Annotated in this window: 22 protein-coding genes and 1 pseudogene; 20 read left to right on the forward strand and 3 right to left on the reverse strand. The window is 61.1% G+C overall.

Annotated features, from left to right (window positions below):
• The 8 genes from BLO80_RS28345 to BLO80_RS28380 form a co-directional block, all read left to right on the forward strand.
• Positions 1–309: transposase (locus tag BLO80_RS28345; protein WP_139197139.1), on the forward strand; the 309-nt coding region annotated here is incomplete at its 5' end.
• A gap of 140 nt (positions 310–449) precedes the next feature.
• Positions 450–1,421, forward strand: a complete 972-nt coding sequence (gene eutB, locus BLO80_RS28350) for a hydroxyectoine utilization dehydratase EutB (protein WP_092334198.1) — start codon at positions 450–452, stop codon at positions 1,419–1,421.
• A 22-nt stretch (positions 1,422–1,443) separates the two neighbouring features.
• A complete protein-coding gene (locus BLO80_RS28355; protein WP_092334200.1) occupies positions 1,444–2,436 on the forward strand; it encodes a cyclodeaminase in 993 nt (330 codons plus the stop codon).
• A gap of 39 nt (positions 2,437–2,475) precedes the next feature.
• Positions 2,476–3,666, forward strand: coding sequence for an ectoine hydrolase DoeA (doeA, locus tag BLO80_RS28360; RefSeq protein ID WP_092334202.1), 1,191 nt, complete (start codon positions 2,476–2,478; stop codon positions 3,664–3,666).
• A gap of 3 nt (positions 3,667–3,669) precedes the next feature.
• Positions 3,670–4,671, forward strand: coding sequence for a N(2)-acetyl-L-2,4-diaminobutanoate deacetylase DoeB (gene doeB / locus BLO80_RS28365; RefSeq protein WP_092334204.1), 1,002 nt, complete (start codon positions 3,670–3,672; stop codon positions 4,669–4,671).
• A 186-nt stretch (positions 4,672–4,857) separates the two neighbouring features.
• A complete protein-coding gene (locus BLO80_RS28370) occupies positions 4,858–5,337 on the forward strand; it encodes an Lrp/AsnC family transcriptional regulator (protein WP_092334206.1) in 480 nt (159 codons plus the stop codon).
• Positions 5,338–5,467: 130 nt separating this feature from the next.
• Positions 5,468–6,955, forward strand: a complete 1,488-nt coding sequence (locus BLO80_RS28375; protein WP_092334208.1) for an NAD-dependent succinate-semialdehyde dehydrogenase — start codon at positions 5,468–5,470, stop codon at positions 6,953–6,955.
• Positions 6,952–8,337, forward strand: a complete 1,386-nt coding sequence (locus BLO80_RS28380; protein ID WP_092334210.1) for an aspartate aminotransferase family protein — start codon at positions 6,952–6,954, stop codon at positions 8,335–8,337. Before BLO80_RS28375 ends, BLO80_RS28380 begins: the two co-directional genes overlap by 4 nt.
• 351 nt (positions 8,338–8,688) lie before the next feature.
• On the opposite strand, the gene BLO80_RS28385 is transcribed toward BLO80_RS28380, so the two are convergent.
• Positions 8,689–9,126: a Z-ring associated ZapG family protein gene (locus BLO80_RS28385; RefSeq protein ID WP_003205372.1), complete on the reverse strand. Its 438-nt coding sequence runs from the start codon at positions 9,124–9,126 to the stop codon at positions 8,689–8,691.
• A gap of 147 nt (positions 9,127–9,273) precedes the next feature.
• Between BLO80_RS28385 and BLO80_RS28390 the strand changes: the two genes are divergently transcribed.
• The 3 genes from BLO80_RS28390 to zapE all read left to right on the forward strand — a co-directional run bounded on the left by BLO80_RS28390 (position 9,274) and on the right by zapE (position 12,480).
• On the forward strand, positions 9,274–9,903 hold the full coding sequence (locus tag BLO80_RS28390; protein WP_092334212.1) for an alpha/beta hydrolase: 630 nt from the start codon (positions 9,274–9,276) through the stop codon (positions 9,901–9,903).
• Positions 9,904–9,927: 24 nt separating this feature from the next.
• Positions 9,928–11,283 (forward strand): tryptophan--tRNA ligase, encoded by a 1,356-nt coding sequence (locus BLO80_RS28395; protein ID WP_092334214.1) that lies wholly within the window; start codon positions 9,928–9,930, stop codon positions 11,281–11,283.
• 102 nt (positions 11,284–11,385) lie between these two features.
• Positions 11,386–12,480 (forward strand): cell division protein ZapE, encoded by a 1,095-nt coding sequence (zapE, locus tag BLO80_RS28400; RefSeq protein ID WP_092334216.1) that lies wholly within the window; start codon positions 11,386–11,388, stop codon positions 12,478–12,480.
• Between the two features lie 189 nt (positions 12,481–12,669).
• Here the strand turns inward: zapE and BLO80_RS28405 are convergent, their stop codons facing one another.
• Entirely contained in the window at positions 12,670–13,566 is an 897-nt protein-coding gene (locus tag BLO80_RS28405) for a GlxA family transcriptional regulator (protein WP_170842279.1), read from the reverse strand.
• Between the two features lie 244 nt (positions 13,567–13,810).
• On the opposite strand from BLO80_RS28405, the gene BLO80_RS28410 reads away from it, so the two are divergent.
• On the forward strand, positions 13,811–14,947 hold the full coding sequence (locus BLO80_RS28410; RefSeq protein ID WP_092166184.1) for an acyl-CoA dehydrogenase family protein: 1,137 nt from the start codon (positions 13,811–13,813) through the stop codon (positions 14,945–14,947).
• Positions 14,948–15,074: 127 nt separating this feature from the next.
• Here the strand turns inward: BLO80_RS28410 and BLO80_RS28415 are convergent, their stop codons facing one another.
• Positions 15,075–16,115, reverse strand: a complete 1,041-nt coding sequence (locus tag BLO80_RS28415) for an NADP(H)-dependent aldo-keto reductase (RefSeq protein ID WP_092334218.1) — start codon at positions 16,113–16,115, stop codon at positions 15,075–15,077.
• A 245-nt stretch (positions 16,116–16,360) separates the two neighbouring features.
• Here BLO80_RS28415 and rplM point away from each other — a divergent pair, with 245 nt between their 5' ends.
• The 8 genes and pseudogenes from rplM to BLO80_RS30425 form a co-directional block, all read left to right on the forward strand.
• Positions 16,361–16,789 (forward strand): 50S ribosomal protein L13, encoded by a 429-nt coding sequence (gene rplM, locus BLO80_RS28420; protein ID WP_003205365.1) that lies wholly within the window; start codon positions 16,361–16,363, stop codon positions 16,787–16,789.
• A 14-nt stretch (positions 16,790–16,803) separates the two neighbouring features.
• On the forward strand, positions 16,804–17,196 hold the full coding sequence (gene rpsI, locus BLO80_RS28425) for a 30S ribosomal protein S9 (protein ID WP_003205364.1): 393 nt from the start codon (positions 16,804–16,806) through the stop codon (positions 17,194–17,196).
• A gap of 256 nt (positions 17,197–17,452) precedes the next feature.
• Complete coding sequence (gene petA / locus BLO80_RS28430) at positions 17,453–18,046, forward strand: ubiquinol-cytochrome c reductase iron-sulfur subunit (RefSeq protein ID WP_060740746.1); 594 nt, start codon at positions 17,453–17,455, stop codon at positions 18,044–18,046.
• The gene (locus tag BLO80_RS28435) at positions 18,046–19,257 is read left to right on the forward strand and encodes a cytochrome b (protein WP_092204149.1); all 1,212 of its coding nucleotides are present in this window, start codon (positions 18,046–18,048) and stop codon (positions 19,255–19,257) included. The genes petA and BLO80_RS28435 overlap by 1 nt, the downstream gene beginning before the upstream one ends.
• Complete coding sequence (locus tag BLO80_RS28440; protein ID WP_092334220.1) at positions 19,257–20,039, forward strand: cytochrome c1; 783 nt, start codon at positions 19,257–19,259, stop codon at positions 20,037–20,039. Before BLO80_RS28435 ends, BLO80_RS28440 begins: the two co-directional genes overlap by 1 nt.
• Before the next feature lie 151 nt (positions 20,040–20,190).
• Positions 20,191–20,808: a glutathione S-transferase N-terminal domain-containing protein gene (locus BLO80_RS28445; RefSeq protein WP_003178195.1), complete on the forward strand. Its 618-nt coding sequence runs from the start codon at positions 20,191–20,193 to the stop codon at positions 20,806–20,808.
• A gap of 16 nt (positions 20,809–20,824) precedes the next feature.
• Positions 20,825–21,238 carry a ClpXP protease specificity-enhancing factor gene (locus tag BLO80_RS28450; protein WP_053124982.1) on the forward strand — a complete coding sequence of 138 codons (414 nt, stop codon included), beginning with the start codon at positions 20,825–20,827 and terminating at the stop codon, positions 21,236–21,238.
• A 513-nt stretch (positions 21,239–21,751) separates the two neighbouring features.
• Positions 21,752–21,874, forward strand: a pseudogene (locus BLO80_RS30425) (IS110 family transposase); the annotation flags it as partial.

The raw sequence follows: 21,874 nt of genomic DNA on the forward strand, positions 1-21,874 counted from the left end.
CAGCGTGGGGATTTCAGAAATGCCGATGCCTTCATCGCTTTTCTGGGGCTAGACCTGCGTATATCGGACTCAGGGAAAAAGAAGGGACGCCGCTGCCTGTCTAAGCGAGGTGACCCAGAGGCCCGTCGATTGATGCATAACGCCGCGATGTCGGCGAGGCGCACAGCGGCATGGAAGGGTTTTTATGAGGCACTAAGGGCCCGGGGACTCAGCACAACCGAAGCATTAGTAGCACTGGCCCGCAAGCTTGCCCGAGTGGTATTCGCCCTGCTGAAGAATCAGAGCGAATATTTACCGAAAGGCATTTAGGGGGTAGCCCTGCACCATAGAATCTCCCACAGGGGATTGGCTCTACTGTTCAAGCAAAGTCATTAAATTGCCCTAGTACATTCATCACCCCAATCCAGCCCTCTTAGACTGCGCCCAACACATCCGTTCGGGACGCAGTCATGACAGGGTTGCAGCTTCAGGATATCTACCTCGCTCGCCAGCGCATCGAGTCGCTGGTGCGGCGTACGCCCATGGAGCATTCCCCGAGTCTGTCGCGGTTGATGGGCGTGGCGGTGTACCTCAAGCTCGAAGCCCTGCAAATCACCGGCAGCTTCAAGCTGCGCGGGGCGAGCAATGCCGTGGCGCAGCTCAGTCCCGAGCAGAAGGCCCGGGGCGTGGTCACGGCTTCGACCGGCAATCATGGTCGGGCGCTCGCCTTTGCCGCCTCGCAGCAGGGCGTCAAGGCGATTGTCTGCCTGTCGAACCGGGTACCGGCCAACAAGGTGCAGGCGATTCGCGATTTGGGTGCCCAGGTGTGCATCGTCGGCCAGTCCCAGGACGATGCCCAGCGTGAAGCCGAACGCATCGCCCGGGAGCAGGGCGCGACCTTCCTGCCACCCTTCGATCACCCGGCGATCATCGCCGGCCAGGGCACCCTCGGTCTGGAGATCCTCGAGCAGCAGCCGGAGGTGTCCCAAGTGCTGGTGCCGCTGTCCGGTGGCGGCTTGTTCGCCGGCGTGGCCCTGGCGCTCAAGAGTGCCAACCCAGCGATCCAGGTCCACGGCATCAGCATGGCCCGAGGCGCGGCGATGCACGCCAGCCTCGCCGCCGGGCAGCCCGTGGACGTCGAAGAACTGCCGACGCTGGCCGACTCCCTCGGTGGCGGCATCGGCCTGGACAACCGCTACACCTTCGCCATGACCCGGCAGCTGCGCAATGACCTGCACCTGCTTTCGGAAGCCTCCATCGCCAATGCCATCCGCCACGCTTATCACCACGAACGCCTGGTGCTCGAAGGCGCTGCGGTGGTGGGCATCGCGGCGTTGCTCGAAGGCTTGGTCGAGCCGCGCGGCCCCATCGTCCTGGTGGTCAGCGGGCGCAGTGTCGACACCGAACAACATGCCCGCGTGATCGCCGGCGCCAACGCTTGATAACCCGTTAACGGAGCCTGTCATGAGTGAAGTCACCCTATTGAGCGAAGCCGACCTGCGCAGCTGCGTGGCCCTCGACCTGGCCAGCATCGACGCCATTGAGCAGGCCTTCGTGCTGTTGGCCACCGCCGCCGTGGCGATGCCGCCGATCCTGCGCTTGGACATTCCCGAGCACAACGGTGAAGTGGATGTGAAGACCGCGTACCTGCCGGGCCTGGAACGCTTCGCCATCAAGGTCAGCCCGGGCTTTTTCGATAACCCCAAGCTCGGCCTGCCCAGCCTCAACGGCATGATGATGCTGCTCTCGGCACGCACCGGCCTGCTGGAAGCCCTACTGCTGGACAACGGCTACCTCACCGCCGTGCGCACCGCGGCGGCCGGGGCGGTGGCAGCGCGGTGCCTGTCCCGTGAGCAAAGCCGCAGCGTCGCGCTGATCGGTGCTGGCGAACAGGCGGCTCTGCAGCTTCAGGCGCTGCGCCTGGTGCGGCCCATCGACGAGGTGCGGGTGTGGGCGCGGGATGCGCAAAAGGCCGAGGAGTTCAGTCAGGCGCTGGCGCGTGACAGCGCACTGGCCGTCACGCCATGCGCTTCCATTGACGATGCCGTGGAAGGTGTGGACATCGCCATCACCTGCACCCCCAGTCGTGAGCCGTTGATCCAGGCTCGCCATCTGCACCCCGGCCTGCACATCACGGCGATGGGCTCGGACGCGGAACACAAGAACGAAATTTCCCCGCAAGCCCTGGCGACCGTCGACTGCTATGTCGCCGACCGCCTGAGCCAGACCCGCGTGCTCGGCGAACTGCACCACGCCCTGGCGGCCGGCACCGTTGGCGATGAGGTCGCGTTGCGGGAGCTGGGCCAGGTGCTGGCGGGGCAGCGGGCCGGGCGTACCGACGAGGCGCAGGTCACCCTGTGCGATCTCACCGGCACCGGTGCCCAGGACACCGCCATCGCCAGCCTGGCGTTCGAGCGGGCACGGGCGGCGGGCAAGGGCTTTGCGTTCGGCCGCTAGAGCATTTTTCTCATGAGTCATTGAACAGAGGGCAGGTGGATGTCAGAGATCGTCGTCAATCTTCCGTTCCAGCGGGAGGAATACAGTCAACGCCTGGCGAAGGTTCGTGCGGCCATGCAGGCCCAGGGTCTGGAGCTGCTGGTGGTGACCGACCCGTCGAACATGGCCTGGCTCACCGGCTATGACGGCTGGTCGTTCTATGTGCACCAGTGCGTGCTGGTGGCGCTGGAGGGCGAGCCTGTGTGGTTCGGGCGCGGCCAGGATGCCAACGGTGCCAAGCGCACGGTGTTCATGCAGGCCGAGAACATCGTCGGCTACCCGGACATCTACGTGCAGTCCCGCGAGCGCCATACCATGGACTACCTGTCCCGGGAAGTGATCATCGCCCGTGGCTGGGGCGCGCTGAGCATCGGCGTGGAAATGGACAACTATTACTTCAGCGCCGCGGCGTACCTGTCGCTGCAAAAGCATTTGCCCCAGGCGAAACTGGTGGATGCGGTGGGCCTGGTGAACTGGCAGCGAGCGGTCAAGTCGCCCCAGGAAATCGCCTACATGCGCATTGCCGCGCGCATCGTCGAAAACATGCACAGCCGGATCCTGGAACGGATCGAACCGGGCATGCGCAAGAACGAACTGGTGGCCGAGATCTACAGCAGCGGCATCCTTGGCGTCGATGGCCATGGCGGTGACTACCCGGCCATCGTGCCACTGCTGCCCACCGGCGCCGATGCCAGCGCGCCCCACCTGACCTGGGACGATTCGCCGTTCGAACAGGGCGCCGGCACCTTCTTTGAAATCGCCGGTTGCTACAAGCGTTACCACTGCCCGCTCTCGCGCACCATTTACCTGGGCAAGCCACCGCAACATTTCCTCGACGGCGAAAAAGCCGTGGTCGAAGGCATCGCCGCCGGCCTGGATGCGGCCAAGCCGGGCAACACCACGGGCGACATTGCCGTGGCGTTTTTCAAGGTGCTGGAGAAATTCGGCATTCACAAGGACAGCCGTTGCGGCTACCCCATCGGGATCAGTTATCCGCCGGATTGGGGCGAGCGCACCATGAGCCTGCGCCCCGGCGACAACAGCGTGTTGCAGCCGGGCATGACCTTCCACTTCATGCCGGGGCTGTGGATGGACGATTGGGGCCTGGAAATCACCGAAAGCATCCTGATCACCGAGACCGGCGTCGAGACGCTGTGCAACGTGCCTCGTCAACTGTTCGTGAAGGATTGACCCATGCCTGACGTGCCCAACAATCCCATCAGCGCCACGGTCGACTTCAGCCGCGAGGGCGTGCAGCACGGCTTTCTCAAACTGCCGTATTCGCGGGACGATTCGGCCTGGGGCGCGGTGATGATTCCCATCACGGTCATCCAGCGCGGTAGCGGTCCGACGGCGCTGCTCAGCGGTGGCAACCATGGCGATGAATACGAAGGCCCAGTGGCCCTGAGCAAACTGGCCCAGCAACTGACCGCCGACGAAGTCAGTGGGCGGGTGATCATCGTGCCGTTCATGAACACCCCGGCGTTCCATGCCGGGCGCCGGACGTCGCCCATCGACAAGGGTAACCTGAACCGCAGTTTTCCCGGCAGGCCGGACGGCACCGTCACCGAGAAAATCGCCGACTATTTCAATCGCACATTGTTGCCCTTGGCCGACATTGTCCTCGACATTCATTCCGGTGGCCGGACCCTGGATTTCCTGCCGTTCGCCGCCTGCCACGTGTTGCCGGACAAACAGCAACAGGCGCGCTGCGAGGCCGGGATGCTGGCGTTCAACGCGCCGTATTGCATGCGCATGCTGGAGCTGGACGCCGGGGCGATGTACGACACGGCGGCCGAATTCCAGGGCAAGGTGTTCGTCACCACCGAGCTGGGCGGCGGCGGTTCGTCGACCGCCCGCAGCGTGGCGATTGCCGAGCGTGGGGTACGCAACCTGCTGATCCACGCAGGCATCCTGCGGGGCACGATCGAGTTGCAGCCGTCGTTGGTGCTCGACATGCCGGACGCCAGTTGTTTCATTGCCAGCGAGCACGACGGTTTGCTGGAAATGTGCCGCGACCTGGGGGAGCACGTGACCCATGGCGAGGTGGTGGCACGGATCTACGACACCACCCGTAGCGGCGTCGCCCCGGTCGAATACCGCGCCGCCCGCAGCGGCCTGCTGGCGGCCCGACACTTTCCCGGATTGGTGCAGTGTGGCGATACGCTGGCGGTGATTGCGGATGTGTTGGCTTGATACACCTCAACTGACACACCACCTTGTGGCGAGGGAGCTTGCTCCCGCTCGGCTGCGAAGCAGCCGTCGCTTTTCGGCATGGGGCAGACGGAACCGAGACCGGGGCCGCTGCGCGCCCCAGCGGGAGCAAGCTCCCTCGCCACAGTAATCGATGTGATGTCTGGAATGACTGGAGAGCCCCGGCCCATGCACAAGCTCGATCGCTACGACCTCAAGATCCTGCAGATCCTCGCCGAGGATGGGCGCATCACCAAGTCGAGCCTGGCCGAGGCCATCAACCTGTCGGTGACGCCGGCCTGGGAGCGGGTGCGCAAGCTGGAGGCGGCGGGCCTGATCGTCGGCTATCGAGCGCAGATCGATTGGGGCGCGGTGTTCAAGCGTCAGCAGGTGCTGGTGGAAATCACCCTGGCCCGGCACACCGCCCAGGACATGCGCCGTTTCGAACAACGCATGATCGCCGCGCCCGAAGTCGCATTCTGTTACGCCACCGGCGGCGGGGTCGATTACCTGGCGATGATCCAGGCACCGGACGTCGATGCCTACCAACGCTTCGTCGACCAACTGCTGCTGGAGGACCTGGGCATCGAACGCTATTTTACCTACATCGTCACCAAGACCATCAAGACCGCCGGCGCCTTGCCGGCGGAGCTGGCGCCATCCTCCTGAGCACCACAGAAAACACTTCTGCGCAGGTCGTTTCCAGAAAAAAGCCAAGGTCCGACCCCGCTCAAACAGCGGATAACCCAAGCACCGCTGCCCTAGCATGGATTCACGCACACGCTCTGGAGTGAACGTCATGCCTTACCAACACCCGCTGCTGTTCAAAGCGCTCTGCTACATCGATGGCCATTGGGTCCACAGCGACAGTGGCCACAGCGTGGCCGTCCACAACCCGGCCACCCGCACCGTCATCGGCCATGTGCCGATGCTCGATCAGCCACAGATCGTCGCGGCGGTGGACGCGGCGCATCGCGCATTCCCGGCGTGGCGCGAACAGAGCCTGGAAACTCGCGGCGCGATCCTGCGGCGCTGGGCGGCGTTGATCGGCGAACACAGCGAAGACCTCGCGCGCATCCTCAGCCTGGAGCAGGGCAAGCCGCTGGCCGAGTCCCGTGGCGAAATCGCCTATGCTGCCAGCTTCATCCCATGGTTCGCCGAAGAGGCCCGGCGCCTGTACGGTCAGAACATCCCCAGCCATATCCCGAATGCGCACCTGGGTACGATCAAGGAGCCGGTGGGCGTGTGCGCGCTGCTCACGCCGTGGAATTTCCCTTCGGCGATGATTACCCGCAAGGCTGCCGCCGCTCTGGCCGCCGGTTGCACGGTGGTGATCAAGCCGGCCCACGAAACGCCTTACTCAGCGTTGGCCCTGGCGCAACTGGCCGAGGAAGCCGGCTTTCCCGCCGGGGCCTTCAACGTGGTGTTGGGTGAGCCGCACATGGCCATGGAAACCCTGGTCAAGGACCGTCGCGTACGCTCGGTGAGCTTCACGGGCTCGACCCGGGTCGGCAAGCTGGTGCTGCAGGCGGCGGCCCATGACGTGAAGAAAGTCGCGCTGGAACTGGGCGGCAACGCGCCGTTCATTGTCTGCGCCGATGCCGACCTGGCCTTGGCGGTGAAAGTCGCCGTGGAGGCGAAGTTCCAGACCTCGGGACAGGACTGCTGCGCGGCCAACCGGATCATGGTGCAGCGCCCGCTGTACCCGGCGTTTCTCAATCGTTTCGCCGCCGCAGTGCGCGCCTTGCGCGTCGGGCCGGCCATGGTCGATCAACAGGAGCAGGACGTGGATGTCGGGCCGTTGATGCACCAGGCGGCGCTCGATGCGACCGTCGACCGTGTCGCCGATGCCCTGGCCCTGGGTGCTCAGCGTCTGGTGGGGGGCGAGGCCCATGCCTTGGGCGGGTTGTTCTACCAACCGACCGTGCTGGCCGATGTCACGCCGCAGATGCGCATCTACCGTGAAGAAAACTTCGCGCCCATTGCCGGGGTGATGCCGTTCGACACCCTGGACGAAGCCATTGAAATGGCCAACGGCACCGAGTATGGGCTGGCGGCCTATATTTGTTCCAACCGCCTGGACGTCATCTATCCGCTGATCCGCCGTCTCGACCACGCCATGGTCGCGGTCAACGGCGTCAAGTTCACCGGCCACCCGATTCCCTTCGGTGGCATGAAAGCCTCGGGCCTCGGCCGCGAGGGTGGCAGCGAGGGCTTCGAGCCCTTTGTCGAAACCAAATATTTTTGCCTGCACCATCAAGGCCAGTTCCCAGGAGAGTCCGCATGAGCCAAGAACTCAACACGCTGTTCGAACAAGACCGTGCGCATTTCATGCACCCCTCGACTCACGCTCACGACCACGCCAGCGGCGCGCTCAAGGGGCGGATCATCAAGAGTGCGTCAGGCGTTCGCATTCGCGACCATGAAGGCCGTGAATTCATCGACGCCTTTGCCGGCCTCTATTGCGTGAACATCGGTTACGGGCGCACCGAAGTGGCCGACGCCATCTACAAGCAGGCCAAGGAACTGGCCTACTACCACACCTACGTCGGCCACTCGAGCGAGGCGATCATCGAGTTGTCCAGCCGCATCATGGACTGGGCGCCGGAAGGGATGAAGAAGGTCTATTACGGTTTGTCCGGCTCCGATGCCAACGAGACCCAGGTCAAGCTGGTGCGCTACTACAACAACGTACTGGGCCGGCCGCTGAAGAAAAAAATCATCTCACGGGACCGTGGTTACCATGGCTCGGGCATCATGACCGGCAGCCTGACCGGCCTGGCGACCTTCCACCAACATTTCGACCTGCCGGTGGAAGGGGTCAAGCACACCGTGTGTCCTCACTGGTATCGCAAGGCTCCGGCGGGCATGGACGAGGCCGCGTTCGTGGGTTACTGCGCCGACGAGCTGGAAAAAATGATCCTCGCCGAGGGTCCGGACACCGTGGCGGCGTTCATCGGCGAGCCGTTGATGGGCACCGGGGGCATCATCGTTCCTCCCGTCGGTTATTGGGATGCCATCCAGGCCGTGCTGAAAAAATACGACGTGCTGCTGATTGCCGATGAAGTGGTCTGCGCGTTCGGCCGCCTGGGTTCGAAGATGGGCAGCCAGCGCTACGGCATGAAGCCGGACCTGATCACCACCGCCAAAGGCCTGACCAGTGCCTATGCACCGTTGTCGGCAGTGATCATCGGGGAAAGGGTCTGGAGCGTGATTGAAAAAGCCTCCCAGGCCGAAGGTGCCATGGGCCATGGCTGGACCTACTCCGGACACCCGATCTGCGCAGCCGCGGCGTTAGCCAACCTCGACATCCTGGAACGGGAAAACCTTACGGCCAACGCCGAGGACGTTGGCGGTTACCTCAATCGTCGCCTGCGTGAAACGCTTGAGGGGCATCCGCTGGTGGGCGAGGTGCGCGGCGACGGCATGCTGGCGGCGGTGGAGTTCATGGCCGACCGTGAACAGCGTACGGCGTTCGACCCGGCACTCAAAGTCGGCCCGAAGGTCTCGGCCGCCTGTCTGGAGCGCGGCATGATCGCCCGCGCCATGCCCCATGGCGACATCCTGGGCTTTGCCCCACCCCTGATCCTGTCTCGCGGGGATGCGGACCTGATCGTCGACATCACCAAAAAGGCTATCGATCAGGTGGCGGGCGAGGTGTTGGCCTAAGCCCCATTAAATGTGGGAGGCGGACGCAGCATTTGCGCACGCCCCGGCCAAAACTGTGGGAGCGAGCCTGCTCGCGATAGCGGTCTGCCTGAGCCGGTGACGTGGGATGTGCCGCCATCATCGCGAGCAAGCTCGCTCCCACAGGGAATTTGTGGTGGACGCAGCATTTGCGCACGCCCCGGTCAAAACTGTGGGAGCGAGCTTGCTCGCGATAGCGGTCTGTCTGAACCGGTGATGTGGGATGTGCTGCCGTCATCGCGGGCAAGCTCGCTCCCACAGGGGGATTTTCCTGGGCTAAAAAAAGCCCGCCCGATCATGTGATCGGGCGGGCTTTTGGGTGTTGGTCGCAAATTACTTCTTCAAACCGTAATGCTCATCGAGCATGCCGGGCGAATTCGGGGCCTTGGGGGCGTAGTCCCGCGGCGGTTCCTGGATCCCTTTTGGTGGGGTCAGGCGTTCCCGTGGCGTCTGTGCCGCATCGGCTTGCAGGGCGGCCAGCAGGCGCTGGCGAGTCTGCTCGTCCAGGGCCAGGCGATTGGCACCCTCGGACAAATGATCCTGGACATCCTGGTAGCTCTGGGTGAGTTTTTTCACCAGAGAAGCGGTGCTGTTGAAGTGGGTGACCACTTCATTCTGATAACTGTCGAAACGTTCCTGAATGTCGTCCAGCTGACGTTGCGTGCTGTTGGGCACCGCATTGGGCAGCAGTCGGGCAAGCAGGAATCCAATGGCGACACCGGCAACCAGGGCAAGAGTCGGCAACAACCAAACTAAGAGCGAGTGTTCCACGAGTCCTTCCTCTATAAACGGCTTTGCTTTACGTTAACGGCTCGGACCTGCGCTGTATACCGCGAAGAACATCGCAATCATGCCAGGCACAGACTTTAGCTAGACGAGTCGACCCAATTCGGGGTCACGGAGTTCTTTCCCTTGCTTATGCGCGAAACCCCTGTCGTCATCGATGGCCCCGTGGGCCAACTGGAAGCCTTGTACCTGGACAGCGAGGCCCCCCGTGGCCTGGCGCTGATCTGCCACCCGAACCCGGTGCAAGGCGGGACCATGCTCAACAAAGTGGTCTCGACCCTGCAACGCACTGCCCGTGATGCTGGGCTTGTTACGTTGCGTTTCAATTATCGTGGCGTGGGTGCCAGCGCCGGCACCCATGACATGGGCACCGGCGAAGTGGATGACGCCCAGGCTGTCGCCCAATGGCTGCGTGGAAAATACCCGCAATTGCCCCTGACCCTGTTCGGTTTTTCCTTCGGTGGCTTTGTCGCTGCCAGCCTGGGCGGGCGCCTGGAAGCCCAGGGGCAAGCGGTCAAACACCTGTTCATGGTGGCCCCGGCGGTGATGCGCCTGGACGAGCGATCGCCCTTGCCGACCGGTGGCGAGTTGACCGTGATCCAGCCGGAAACCGACGAAGTGGTCGATCCGCAGCTGGTTTACGAATGGTCCGACACGCTCCAACGTCCCCATGAGCTGCTGAAAGTGGCAGAATGCGGACACTTTTTTCATGGCAAGCTGACCGATCTCAAGGATCTGATCCTGCCGCGCCTCTCGAATTGACAGCAGTCTGACAAGCGATAACCCATGACGACGCGTACCCGTATCCTGACCGGCATCACCACCACCGGCACCCCGCACCTGGGCAACTATGCCGGCGCCATCCGTCCGGCGATTCTCGCCAGCCGCGACAGCAACGCCGATTCGTTCTACTTCCTGGCCGACTACCACGCCCTGATCAAGTGCGATGACCCGTTGCGTATCCAGCGTTCGCGCCTGGAGATCGCCGCCACCTGGCTGGCCGGCGGCCTGGACGTGGACCGCGTGACGTTCTATCGCCAGTCCGATATTCCCGAGATCCCGGAACTGACCTGGCTGCTGACCTGCGTCGCGGCCAAGGGCCTGCTCAACCGTGCCCACGCCTACAAGGCCTCGGTGGACAAGAATGTCGAAGCCGGGGAAGACCCGGATGCCGGTGTCACCATGGGCCTCTACAGCTACCCGATCCTCATGGCCGCCGACATCCTGATGTTCAACGCCCACAAGGTCCCGGTCGGTCGCGACCAGATCCAGCACGTGGAAATGGCCCGTGACATCGGCCAGCGCTTCAATCATCTGTTCGGCCAGGGCAAGGAGTTCTTCACCATGCCCGAGGCGCTGATCGAGGAAAGCGTCGCCACGCTGCCGGGCCTCGATGGCCGCAAGATGTCCAAGAGCTACGACAACACCATCCCGTTGTTCAGCAGCGCCAAGGACATGAAGGACGCGATCTCGCGGATCGTCACCGACTCCCGTGCCCCGGGCGAAGCCAAGGATCCGGACAATTCGCACCTGTTCACCCTGTTCCAGGCCTTCGCCACCCCGGCCCAGTCCGCTGAGTTCCGCAGCGAACTGCTGCAAGGCCTGGGTTGGGGCGAAGCCAAGAACCGCCTGTTCCAGTTGCTCGACAATGAACTGGGTGAAGCGCGCGAGCGTTATCACCAGTTCATCGAACGGCCGTCGGACCTTGAAGACATCCTGCAACTGGGCGCGAGCAAGGCCCGGGCCGTGGCAACGCCGTTCCTCAACGAACTGCGCGAGGCCGTTGGCCTGCGTTCGTTCGTCAGTCAGGTCCAGGTCGCAACCCAGGCCAAAAAGAAAGCGGCCAAGGCGGCACGTTTCGTCAGCTTCCGCGAGGATGACGGCAGTTTCCGTTTCCGCCTGCTTTCTGCCGATGGCGAGCAACTGTTGCTCTCGAACAATTTTGTCGACGGCAAGACCGCAGGGCAGGTGACCAAGCAATTGCAGGCCGGCCAACCCTTGGACGTACGCAGCGACGACCTGGGTTTCAGCGTCTGGCTCGACGGTGAGTGCGTGGCGAACAGCCCGGCCTTCGCCGACGGCGCCGCCCGGGATGCGGCCATCGATGCGCTGCGCGTCGCCCTGACGCCTGCCCAGGACTGATCGCGGCGCATCACCCGACCATCGGCCCGAATAAGGGCCGATTGCCATTCCTCTGTGCCATCGCTACAGTGACGGCCCGTTTTTGTTGCCTTGCTAACGAATATGACGCCCCTAGAACGATATCAAGCTGATCTGAAACGCCCGGAGTTCTTCCACGACGCAGCCCAGGAAACGGCGGTGCGGCATTTGCAGCGCCTGTACGACGACCTGGTCGCGGCCTCGAACAACAAGCCGGGCCTGTTGGGCAAACTGTTCGGCAAAAAAGACCAGGCACCGGTCAAGGGCCTGTATTTCTGGGGCGGCGTTGGCCGTGGCAAGACCTACCTGGTGGACACCTTCTTCGAAGCGCTGCCGTTCAAGGAAAAGACACGCACGCACTTCCACCGCTTCATGAAGCGCGTGCACGAGGAAATGAAGACCCTGGGGGGCGAGAAGAACCCGCTGACCATCATCGCCAGGCGTTTTGCCGACGAGACCCGGGTGATCTGCTTCGATGAGTTCTTCGTTTCCGACATCACCGACGCCATGATCCTGGGCACCTTGATGGAAGAGCTGTTCAAGAATGGCGTGACCCTGGTCGCCACCTCGAACATCGTGCCGGACGGCCTGTACAAGGACGGCCTGCAGCGGGCGCGGTTCCTGCCGGCCATCGCACTGATCAAGGAACACACTGAAATCGTCAACGTCGACAGCGGCGTCGACTACCGCCTGCGTCACCTCGAGCAAGCGGAATTGTTCCACTTTCCGTTGGATGCCGCCGCCGAAGAAAGCCTGCGCAAGAGCTTCCGCGCCCTGACGCCGGAATGCACCCAGGCGGTGGAAAACGATGTGCTGATCATCGAAAACCGCGAGATCCGCGCCATCCGCACCTGTGACGACGTGGCCTGGTTCGACTTCCGCGAACTGTGCGACGGCCCGCGCAGCCAGAACGACTACATCGAACTGGGCAAGATCTTCCACGCCGTGTTGCTCAGCGGCGTCGAGCAGATGAGCGTCACCACCGACGACATCGCCCGTCGCTTCATCAACATGGTCGATGAGTTCTACGACCGTAACGTGAAGCTGATCATTTCGGCCGAAGTCGAACTCAAGGACCTCTACACCGGCGGTCGCCTGACCTTCGAATTCCAGCGGACCTTGAGTCGTTTGCTGGAGATGCAATCCCACGAGTTCCTCTCGCGAGCGCATAAGCCGTAGGGATTCTGAAAACAGAAAAAGGTCTGCGATTGCAGGCTTTTTTTGCGTGCGAGATTTAGCAGTTCACTGCATGACCCTGTGGGAGCGGGCTTGCTCGCGAAGGGGGCGGCATGTTCAGCATAAATGCAAGCTGACCCACCGCTTTCGCGAGCAAGCCCGCTCCCACATAGGATTGCATTCAGCTCTGGTTCACGCCGCCTGCTGAAACTGCTGCCGATACTGGTTCGGCGACAGGTCGGTATGTTGCCGGAACAATCGTGCGAAAAAGCTCGCATCGTCGTAGCCGACTTCGTAGCTGATGGTCTTGATGCTCTTGCGGCTGCCGGAGAGCAGGCCCTTGGCGGTTTCGATCCGCAGTCGTTGCAGGTAATGCAGCGGCTTGTCGCCGGTGGCGGTCTGGAAGCGGCGCATGAAATTGCGGATGCTCATGCCATGCTCCCGGGCAACATCCTCGAAGCGGAACTTATCGGCGAAGTGCTCTTCGAGCCATTGCTGAATCTGCAGGATGATCACGTCCTGGTGCAGCTTCTGCCCGCCAAAGCCGATCCGTCCCGGCGAATAGCTGCGTTGCACTTCATACAGGATGTCCCGTGCCACGGCCTGGGCCACGTTGGCGCCGCAGAAGCGTTCAATGAGGTAAATATAGAGGTCGCAGGCCGAGGTCGCGCCGCCGGCGCAAAACAGGTTGTCGGCGTCGGTCAGGTGCTTGTCCTGGTTCAGGTGCACCTGGGGGAAGCGCTCCTTGAAGGCATTGAAGAAGCGCCAATAGGTCGTCGCTTCCTTGCCGTCGAGCAGACCGGCCTCGGCCAGCCAGAACACCCCGGTGGCTTCGCCGCAGAGTACCGCGCCGCGAGCGTGTTGTTCGCGCAGCCAGGGCAGTATCTGGGGATAGCGTTGGCAGAGGCTGGCGAAATCATCCCAGAAGGCCGGCAGGATGATGATGTCGGTGTTTTCCAAGCCACCGTCCACCGGCATGATCACATCGCTGAAGCTGTTCACCGGTTTGCCATCGGGGCTGACCAGCCGGGTTTCAAACGCCGGCGTCAGACCGTGGCCCAGTTGTTTGCCATAGCGCAGGCTGGCCAGGTGGAAAAAATCCTTGGCTTGCATGAGGGTGAAGGCGAAGACCCGGTCGATTGCCAGGATGCTGACGCGCCGCAAGGGCGTGGAGGCGTGCATAGACATAATTCATCTTTATTTTTATAGGGGGAAGTGGTCACCAGACGGCTGGATCGTCTTATTTTTTGTCGGATGTGTCCAGTGTCCTGTCGTACACCGCAGGCTTAGGCTCTGTGGGATAACCATGTCCGACAATAACCAAAGGTGAGTCATGATCCCAAGAACACTGTTCAGTCCCGAGCACGAATTGTTTCGTGACAGCGTACGAACCTTCCTCGAAAAAGAAGCCGTGCCGTACCACAGCCAGTGGGAAAAACAGGGGCATGTCGATCGCCAGCTCTGGAACAAGGCGGGGGAGGCGGGCATGTTGTGCTCGCACCTTCCAGAAACCTATGGTGGATTGGACGCGGACTTCCTCTACAGCACGGTGGTGATCGAGGAGATCGGTCGCCTGGGGCTGACGGGGATCGGTTTCTCGCTGCATTCCGACATCGTCGCGCCGTACATCCTGCATTACGGCAGTGAGGCGCTGAAACACAAGTACCTGCCGAAACTGGTGTCCGGCGAAATGGTCACGGCCATCGCGATGACCGAGCCAGGCGCCGGTTCCGACCTGCAGGGGGTGAAGACCACGGCGGTGCTGGACGGTGACGAATACGTCATCAACGGCTCCAAGACCTTCATCACCAATGGTTTCCTGGCGGACCTGGTGATTGTGGTCGCCAAGACCGATCCCAAGGCTGGCGCCAAGGGCACCAGCCTGTTCCTGGTGGAAGCGGGCACGCCGGGCTTCGAAAAGGGCAAGCGCCTGGAAAAAGTCGGAATGAAGGCCCAGGACACGTCGGAATTGTTCTTCCAGGATGTCCGCGTGCCGAAGGACAACCTGCTCGGACAGGCCGGAATGGGCTTTGCCTACCTGATGCAAGAGCTCCCTCAGGAGCGCCTGACCGTCGCCATCGGCGGCCTAGCTTCGGCCGAGGCGGCGCTGCAATGGACCTTGGACTACACCCGCGAGCGCAAGGCGTTCGGTAAAACCATCGCCGACTTCCAGAACACCCGTTTCAAACTCGCGGAAATGGCTACCGAAATCCAGATTGGCCGGGTCTTCGTCGACCGCTGCCTGGAGTTGCACCTGCAAGGCAAGCTGGACGTGCCGACGGCGGCGATGGCCAAGTATTGGGGCACCGACCTGCAATGCAAGGTGCTCGACGAGTGCGTGCAGTTGCATGGCGGCTACGGCTTCATGTGGGAATACCCGATTGCCCGGGCATGGGCGGATGCGCGGGTGCAGCGGATCTATGCCGGGACTAACGAGATCATGAAGGAGATCATTGCGCGGTCGCTTTGAATTCGCTGTGAGCCTGAGGCCGCCATCGCGAGCAAGCTCGCTCCCACATTGATTTATGCCTGGCCACGATTTTGTGGTCGGCACGGAACCCTGTGGGAGCGAGCTTGCTCGCGATGAGGCCTGCGGATCAGGGCGCCGGATTCGGTTGATCCTTGTGAATCGCCTCGATCCCCGCCAGCACTTCGTCCGATAGCTTCAGGTCGAAGCTTTCGATGTTGCTGTCCAGTTGCTCCAGTGTGGTGGCGCCAATGATGTTGCTGGTCACGAACGGCTGTTGGGTGACGAACGCCAGGGCCATCTGTGCCGGGTCCAGGTCGTGCTCGCGGGCCAATGCGACATAACGGCTGCACGCCGCTTCCGATTGCGGGTTGAAGTAGCGGCTGAAGCGGCTATAGAGGCTCAGGCGGCCTTTAGGTGGACGCGCGCCACCTTCGTATTTGCCCGACAGGAAGCCGAACGCCAGGGGCGAATAAGCCAGCAGGCCGCATTGCTCGCGAATGGCGATTTCCGCCAGGCCGACCTCGAAGCTGCGGTTGAGCAGGTTGTACGGGTTCTGGATCGACACCGCCCGCGGCCAGCCACGGGCTTCGGCCAGGGCCAGGAACTTCATGGTGCCCCACGGTGTTTCGTTGGACAGGCCGATGTGGCGGATCTTGCCGGCGCGGACCTGCTCGTCCAGGGCTTCGAGGGTGTCCTCCAGCGGTGTGAACGTTTCGTCGGCCTTGTGCTGGTAGCCCAGTTGACCGAAGAAGTTGGTGCTGCGCTCCGGCCAGTGCAGCTGGTAAAGATCGATCCAGTCGGTCTGCAGGCGCTTGAGGCTGGCGTCCACGGCCTGGACGATGTGCTGGCGGTTGTGCTTGAGGTGCTTGTCGCGGATGTAGTCGATGGTGTTGCCGGGACCGGCGATCTTGCTCGCCAGGATCCAGTCGGCACGGTCGCCGCGGCTTTTGAAGTAATTGCCGATGTAGCGCTCGGTGGTGGCGTAGGTCTCGGCCTTGGGGGGCACCGGGTACATCTCTGCGGTGTCCATGAAATTGATGCCGGCACCCTTGGCGCGTTCGATCTGGGCGAAGGCCTCGGCCTCGCTGTTCTGCTCACCCCAGGTCATGGTGCCGAGGCACAGGGCACTCACGTTCAGATCGGTACGGCCTAGCTGGCGATAGTCCATCGGGAACTCCTTGGGCAAAACAATCATAAAAGCAGGTTGAAATATTTTTCGCAATCTGCATAATTGCGCACCTCTTTCTGCAGTGGAAGTGATGCGCCGCCGCCGAAGAATCTTGCCGTTGAACGGACGCGCCGACCCGAGCCCCCGAAAGCGTCTGTATCCGGCTGCCTTTGACTTGTCAAAGTACGCACTATTCAGTAAGATCCGCCGTCTAATTTACAGGGCGGCCCCTGAGGCTATAAAGAATGAAAACTTTTACTGCTAAACCGGAAACAGTAAAGCGCGACTGGTTTGTCGTCGACGCTGCTGGTCAGACCCTGGGTCGTCTGGCCACCGAAATCGCGAGCCGTCTGCGTGGCAAGCACAAGCCTGAGTACACCCCTCACGTTGACACCGGTGACTACATCGTCGTGATCAACGCTGAGCAAGTACGTGTTACTGGCGCTAAAACCACTGACAAAATGTACTACTCCCACTCCGGTTTTCCTGGCGGCATCAAGTCGATCAACTTTGAAAAGCTGATCGCCAAAGCCCCTGAGCGCGTGATCGAGACCGCGGTTAAAGGCATGCTGCCTAAGAACCCACTGGGTCGCGACATGTATCGTAAGCTGAAGGTTTATGCGGGCGCTGCTCACCCTCATACTGCTCAGCAGCCCCAAGAACTGAAGTTTTAACGGAATAGTTCATTATGTCGGCGACTCAAAATTACGGCACTGGCCGTCGCAAGACTGCAACCGCACGCGTTTTCCTGCGTCCGGGCACTGGTAACATCTCCATCAACAACCGCTCCCTGGATAACTTCTTCGGCCGCGAAACTGCCCGCATGGTAGTTCGTCAGCCGCTGGAACTGACCGAGACCGTCGAAAAATTCGACATCTACGTCACTGTTATCGGTGGTGGTGTAAGTGGTCAAGCTGGCGCAATCCGCCACGGCATCACTCGCGCCCTGATGGATTACGACGAGACTCTGCGTGGTGCTCTGCGCAAAGCCGGCTTCGTAACTCGCGATGCTCGCGAAGTTGAACGTAAGAAAGTCGGTCTGCGTAAAGCGCGTAAGCGTCCGCAGTACTCGAAGCGTTAATTCCGCTTCCGCTTTCAAAAGGCGCCCAGTTCCTCACGGAGCTGGGCGTTTTTTTATGGGCAAAAGAATTGCTCTGTGACAACTTGCCACATTCGTAGAGCCCCTATACTACAAGGCCTGGCGGTTTGGCCGCTTGGTAATTACCTTGTCAGAATTGGGGCTTTTCATTACCATTCGGCAAAATTTTTATAAGTTCAGATTTTTACTTAGTAGACGCCTGATCTAACAGGCCACAAAGCTGATGGGAGAGGACTGAATGAGCAATGACGGCGTGAATGCAGGCCGGCGTCGCTTCCTGGTAGCAGCCACATCCGTGGTGGGTGCTGCAGGAGCGGTGGGGGCTGCGGTCCCGTTCGTGGGGTCATGGTTTCCCAGCGCCAAGGCGAAAGCCGCAGGTGCACCGGTGAAAGTGAATGTCAGCAAGATCGAGCCAGGCCAGCAGATGATTGCTGAGTGGCGCGGCCAGCCGGTGTTCATCGTCCGCCGTACAGAGGAAATCCTGGGGAATCTGAAAAAGATCGAGGGTCAGTTGTCCGACCCGTCCTCCAAGAACTCCACGCAACCGACTTATGTCGACCCGCAGACGCGTTCGATCAAGCCAGAGGTCCTGCTGCTGATCGGGATCTGTACGCACCTGGGTTGCTCGCCAACGTTCCGTCCCGAAGTAGCGCCTGCCGACCTGGGCAAGGACTGGGTCGGTGGTTATTTCTGCCCTTGCCACGGCTCCCACTACGACCTGGCCGGTCGCGTCTACAAGTCGCAGCCTGCACCTCTGAACCTGCCAGTTCCCCCGCATTCCTATGAGACCGATGACATCATTGTCGTTGGCGTCGATACGGAGAAAGCGTGATGAGCAAATTCATGGATTGGGTTGATGCGCGCTTTCCCGCGACCAAAATGTGGGAAGACCATCTCAGCAAATATTACGCTCCGAAAAACTTCAACTTCTTCTACTTCTTTGGTTCCCTGGCATTGCTCGTTCTGGTCAACCAGATCGTCACCGGTGTCTGGCTGACCATGAGCTACACCCCGTCGGCGGAAGAAGCGTTTGCCTCCGTCGAATACATCATGCGCGACGTCGAGTACGGCTCGATCCTGCGTCTGCTGCACTCCACCGGCGCTTCGGCGTTCTTCATCGTGGTCTACCTGCACATGTTCCGTGGCCTGCTCTACGGTTCGTACCAGAAGCCTCGCGAACTGGTGTGGGTCTTCGGCATGCTGATCTACCTGGCGCTGATGGCCGAGGCCTTCATGGGCTACCTGCTGCCGTGGGGTCAGATGTCCTACTGGGGCGCCCAGGTGATCATCTCGCTGTTCGGTGCGATCCCGGTCATCGGTGACGACCTGACCCAGTGGATCCGTGGTGACTACCTGATCTCGGGCATCACCCTGAACCGCTTCTTCGCCCTGCACGTGGTCGCCCTGCCAATCGTGATCCTCGGCCTGGTGGTGCTGCACATCCTCGCGCTGCACGAAGTCGGCTCGAACAACCCGGATGGCGTGGACATCAAGAAACACAAGGACGAGAACGGCGTACCGCTGGATGGCATCGCCTTCCATCCGTACTACACCGTGAAAGACATCGTCGGCGTGGTGGTCTTCCTGTTCATCTTCTGCTCCATCGTGTTCTTCTTCCCTGAAATGGGCGGTTACTTCCTCGAGAAGCCGAACTTCGAGCAGGCGAACGCGTTCAAGACCCCTGAGCACATTGCCCCGGTCTGGTACTTCACGCCGTTCTACGCGATCCTGCGGGCGATCCCGGACAAGCTGTTGGGCGTTATCGCCATGGGCGCGGCCATCGCCGTGCTGTTCGTCCTGCCATGGCTGGACCGCAGCCCCGTCAAGTCGATGCGCTACAAAGGCTGGCTGAGCAAGATCTGGCTCGTGGTGTTCTGCATCTCGTTCGTGATCCTGGGCGTGCTGGGCGTACTGGCACCGACACCGGAACGCACGCTGCTGTCGCAGGTTTGCACCTTCCTTTACTTCGCCTACTTCATTCTGATGCCGTTCTACACCAGGCTCGAGAAGACCAAACCGGTTCCGGAAAGGGTGACTGGCTGATGAAAAAGCTATTTGCTGTACTGATTCTTGCTGCTATGCCTGTACTGTCCTTCGCGGCTGAACACGGTGGTCCGGAGCTGGAAAAAGTCGACATCGACGTTTCCGACAAAGCGGCCATGCAGGACGGCGCACGTACGTTCGCCAACTACTGCATGGGTTGCCACAGTGCCAAGTTCCAGCGCTATGAACGCGTTGCCGATGACCTGGGCATCCCCCATGAGCTGATGCTCGAGAAGCTTGTGTTCACCGGTGCCAAACTGGGTGATCACATGACCATCGGCATGCAGCCTGCGGACGCCAAGACCTGGTTCGGCGCCGCGCCGCCGGACCTGACCCTGGTGGCCCGTGTGCGTGGCACCGACTGGCTTTACGGTTACCTGCGCTCGTTCTACGAAGACCCTGCACGTCCTTGGGGCGTGAACAACAAGGTCTTCCCGAACGTCGGGATGCCTAACGTTCTGGTCGGCCTCCAAGGGCGCCAGGTGGTAGGCTGCAAACAGGTTCAGATCGTTGAAGACGGCAAAAAGCAATTCGATCCGCTGACAGGCTCCGCTTTGACCCATGAAGCCTGCGACCAGCTGACCGTATTGCCGAACACCGGCACCCTGACCCCGGAGCAGTTCGATGAGAAGGTCAAGAACCTGGTGACCTTCCTGGCCTACTCGGCCAACCCGGTGAAGCTGGAGCATCAGCGCATCGGTACCTATGTATTGCTGTACCTGGCGTTCTTCTTCGTATTCGCTTACCTGCTCAAGCGTGAATACTGGAAAGACGTGCATTGATAAAGCTGTAAGCCATTGCTGTTAATCGTGCGCGCCCAAGGGCGTCTCTAGACATGTAACGAGCCTGGCCCGCCAGGCGTTACGGGAGACGCCCTCTGGGCGCGCTCGTTTTTCCGTTTTTCGATAATTTCAACAAGCGAGGAGGATCGCCATGGGCGTGACCAATCGGTTGGCCTGTTACTCCGACCCCGCCGACCACTATTCCCACCGGGTACGCATCGTACTGGCAGAGAAGGGTGTCAGCGCCGAGATCATTTACGTCGAAGCGGGTCGTCAGCCGCCGAAGCTGATCGAAGTGAACCCTTACGGCAGCCTGCCCACATTGGTCGATCGTGACCTGGCGTTGTGGGAGTCGACCGTGGTGATGGAATACCTGGATGAGCGTTATCCGCATCCACCCTTGCTGCCGGTTTATCCTGTGGCGCGTGCCAACAGCCGTTTGCTGATCCATCGCATCCAGCGTGACTGGTGCGGGTTGGTGGATCTGATCCTGGATTCCCGAACCAAGGAGCCGGCGCGAGTCGTGGCGCGCAAGGAATTGCGTGAAAGCCTGACGGGCGTATCGCCGCTGTTCGTCGACAAGCCGTTTTTCCTCAGTGAGGAACAAAGTCTGGTGGATTGCTGCCTATTGCCCATACTCTGGCGTTTGCCGATTCTGGGTATCGAACTGCCGCGGCCTGCCAAGCCGCTGCTTGATTATATGGAGCGCCAATTTGCGCGTGAGGCATTCCAGGCGAGTCTGTCTGGTGTCGAACGCGACATGCGCTAAGGCTTAAGGAGCCGCTATGAACTCCAGTCGACCTTATCTGGTCCGCGCGCTCTACGAGTGGATTGTGGACAATGATTGCACCCCGCACATGCTCGTCAATGCCGAGTTTCCGTCGGTGCAGGTGCCGCAGGGTTTTGCCAACGATGGGCAGATTGTCCTTAACGTGTCGCCAGCCGCTGTGCGTCACCTGCACATGGATAATGATGCCGTCAGCTTTGAAGGGCGCTTCGGTGGTGTGCCGCACACCCTGTATGTGCCTGTTGCTGCGATTCTGGGGATTTATGCCCGGGAAAATGGCCAGGGCATGGTGTTTGAGCTGGAAGCGCCGCTGGACGGTGAAGAAGAGTTCGAGCCGGATGATGACCTGCCACCACCGGATGACGAGCCGCCGCGGCCTAGTGGTCGGCCTAGTCTCAAGGTGGTGAAGTAGCGAGGCAGGTAATCTGTTCGCTGTTCGCCAAGGAAAATGCCTGTGTCGTGAGATGCGGGCATTTTTTTGGCTGTATTCGCGGCTATCTCGGCATCCATGCCGAGGTGCCCACTGCGCAATGCCTGCGTTCGGCCAGCGTGGTTAACGGGGCGCCCAGATCAAAAGCAAAGCAAAAGCGAGGCGGCCTTACAACCGACCTGTCTCCTCCGGCTGTACCCGATCCCATTGTGGGAGCGAGCTTGCTCGCGATGGCGTCAGGTCAGCAGCATCGGTGTTGGCTGGCACACCGCAATCGCGAGCAAGCTCGCTTGTATGGTAGGACTTGAAGGGGGGAGGAGGGACAAAGCTCGATTCTGACTGTTAGCCGCAGTACAGACCGTGGGAGATTTCACCCCTCCTCCTTTCACCCAAGCGCCGATAAAGAATGCATCTGGCCTAGACCGACGATAGGAACAAGCCTGCGCCTCTGGGTGAACCCTTCAAGTGTTCAAACCTTAGCCCGGAGGATTTTCAATGGCAATGCCGGTTTCTGTCGCAAAGCCGATCGTGGGTGTTGATGTCGCCAAAGATGAGTTGGTGATTTATCACGCAGAAACAGATCGACTGGAAGCGCTCCCCAACACCAAGGCAGCGATC

Origin of the sequence: Pseudomonas sp. NFACC56-3 (assembly GCF_900100025.1) — a bacterium.
GTDB classification, from domain to species: Bacteria; Pseudomonadota; Gammaproteobacteria; order Pseudomonadales; family Pseudomonadaceae; genus Aquipseudomonas; species Aquipseudomonas fluorescens_AA.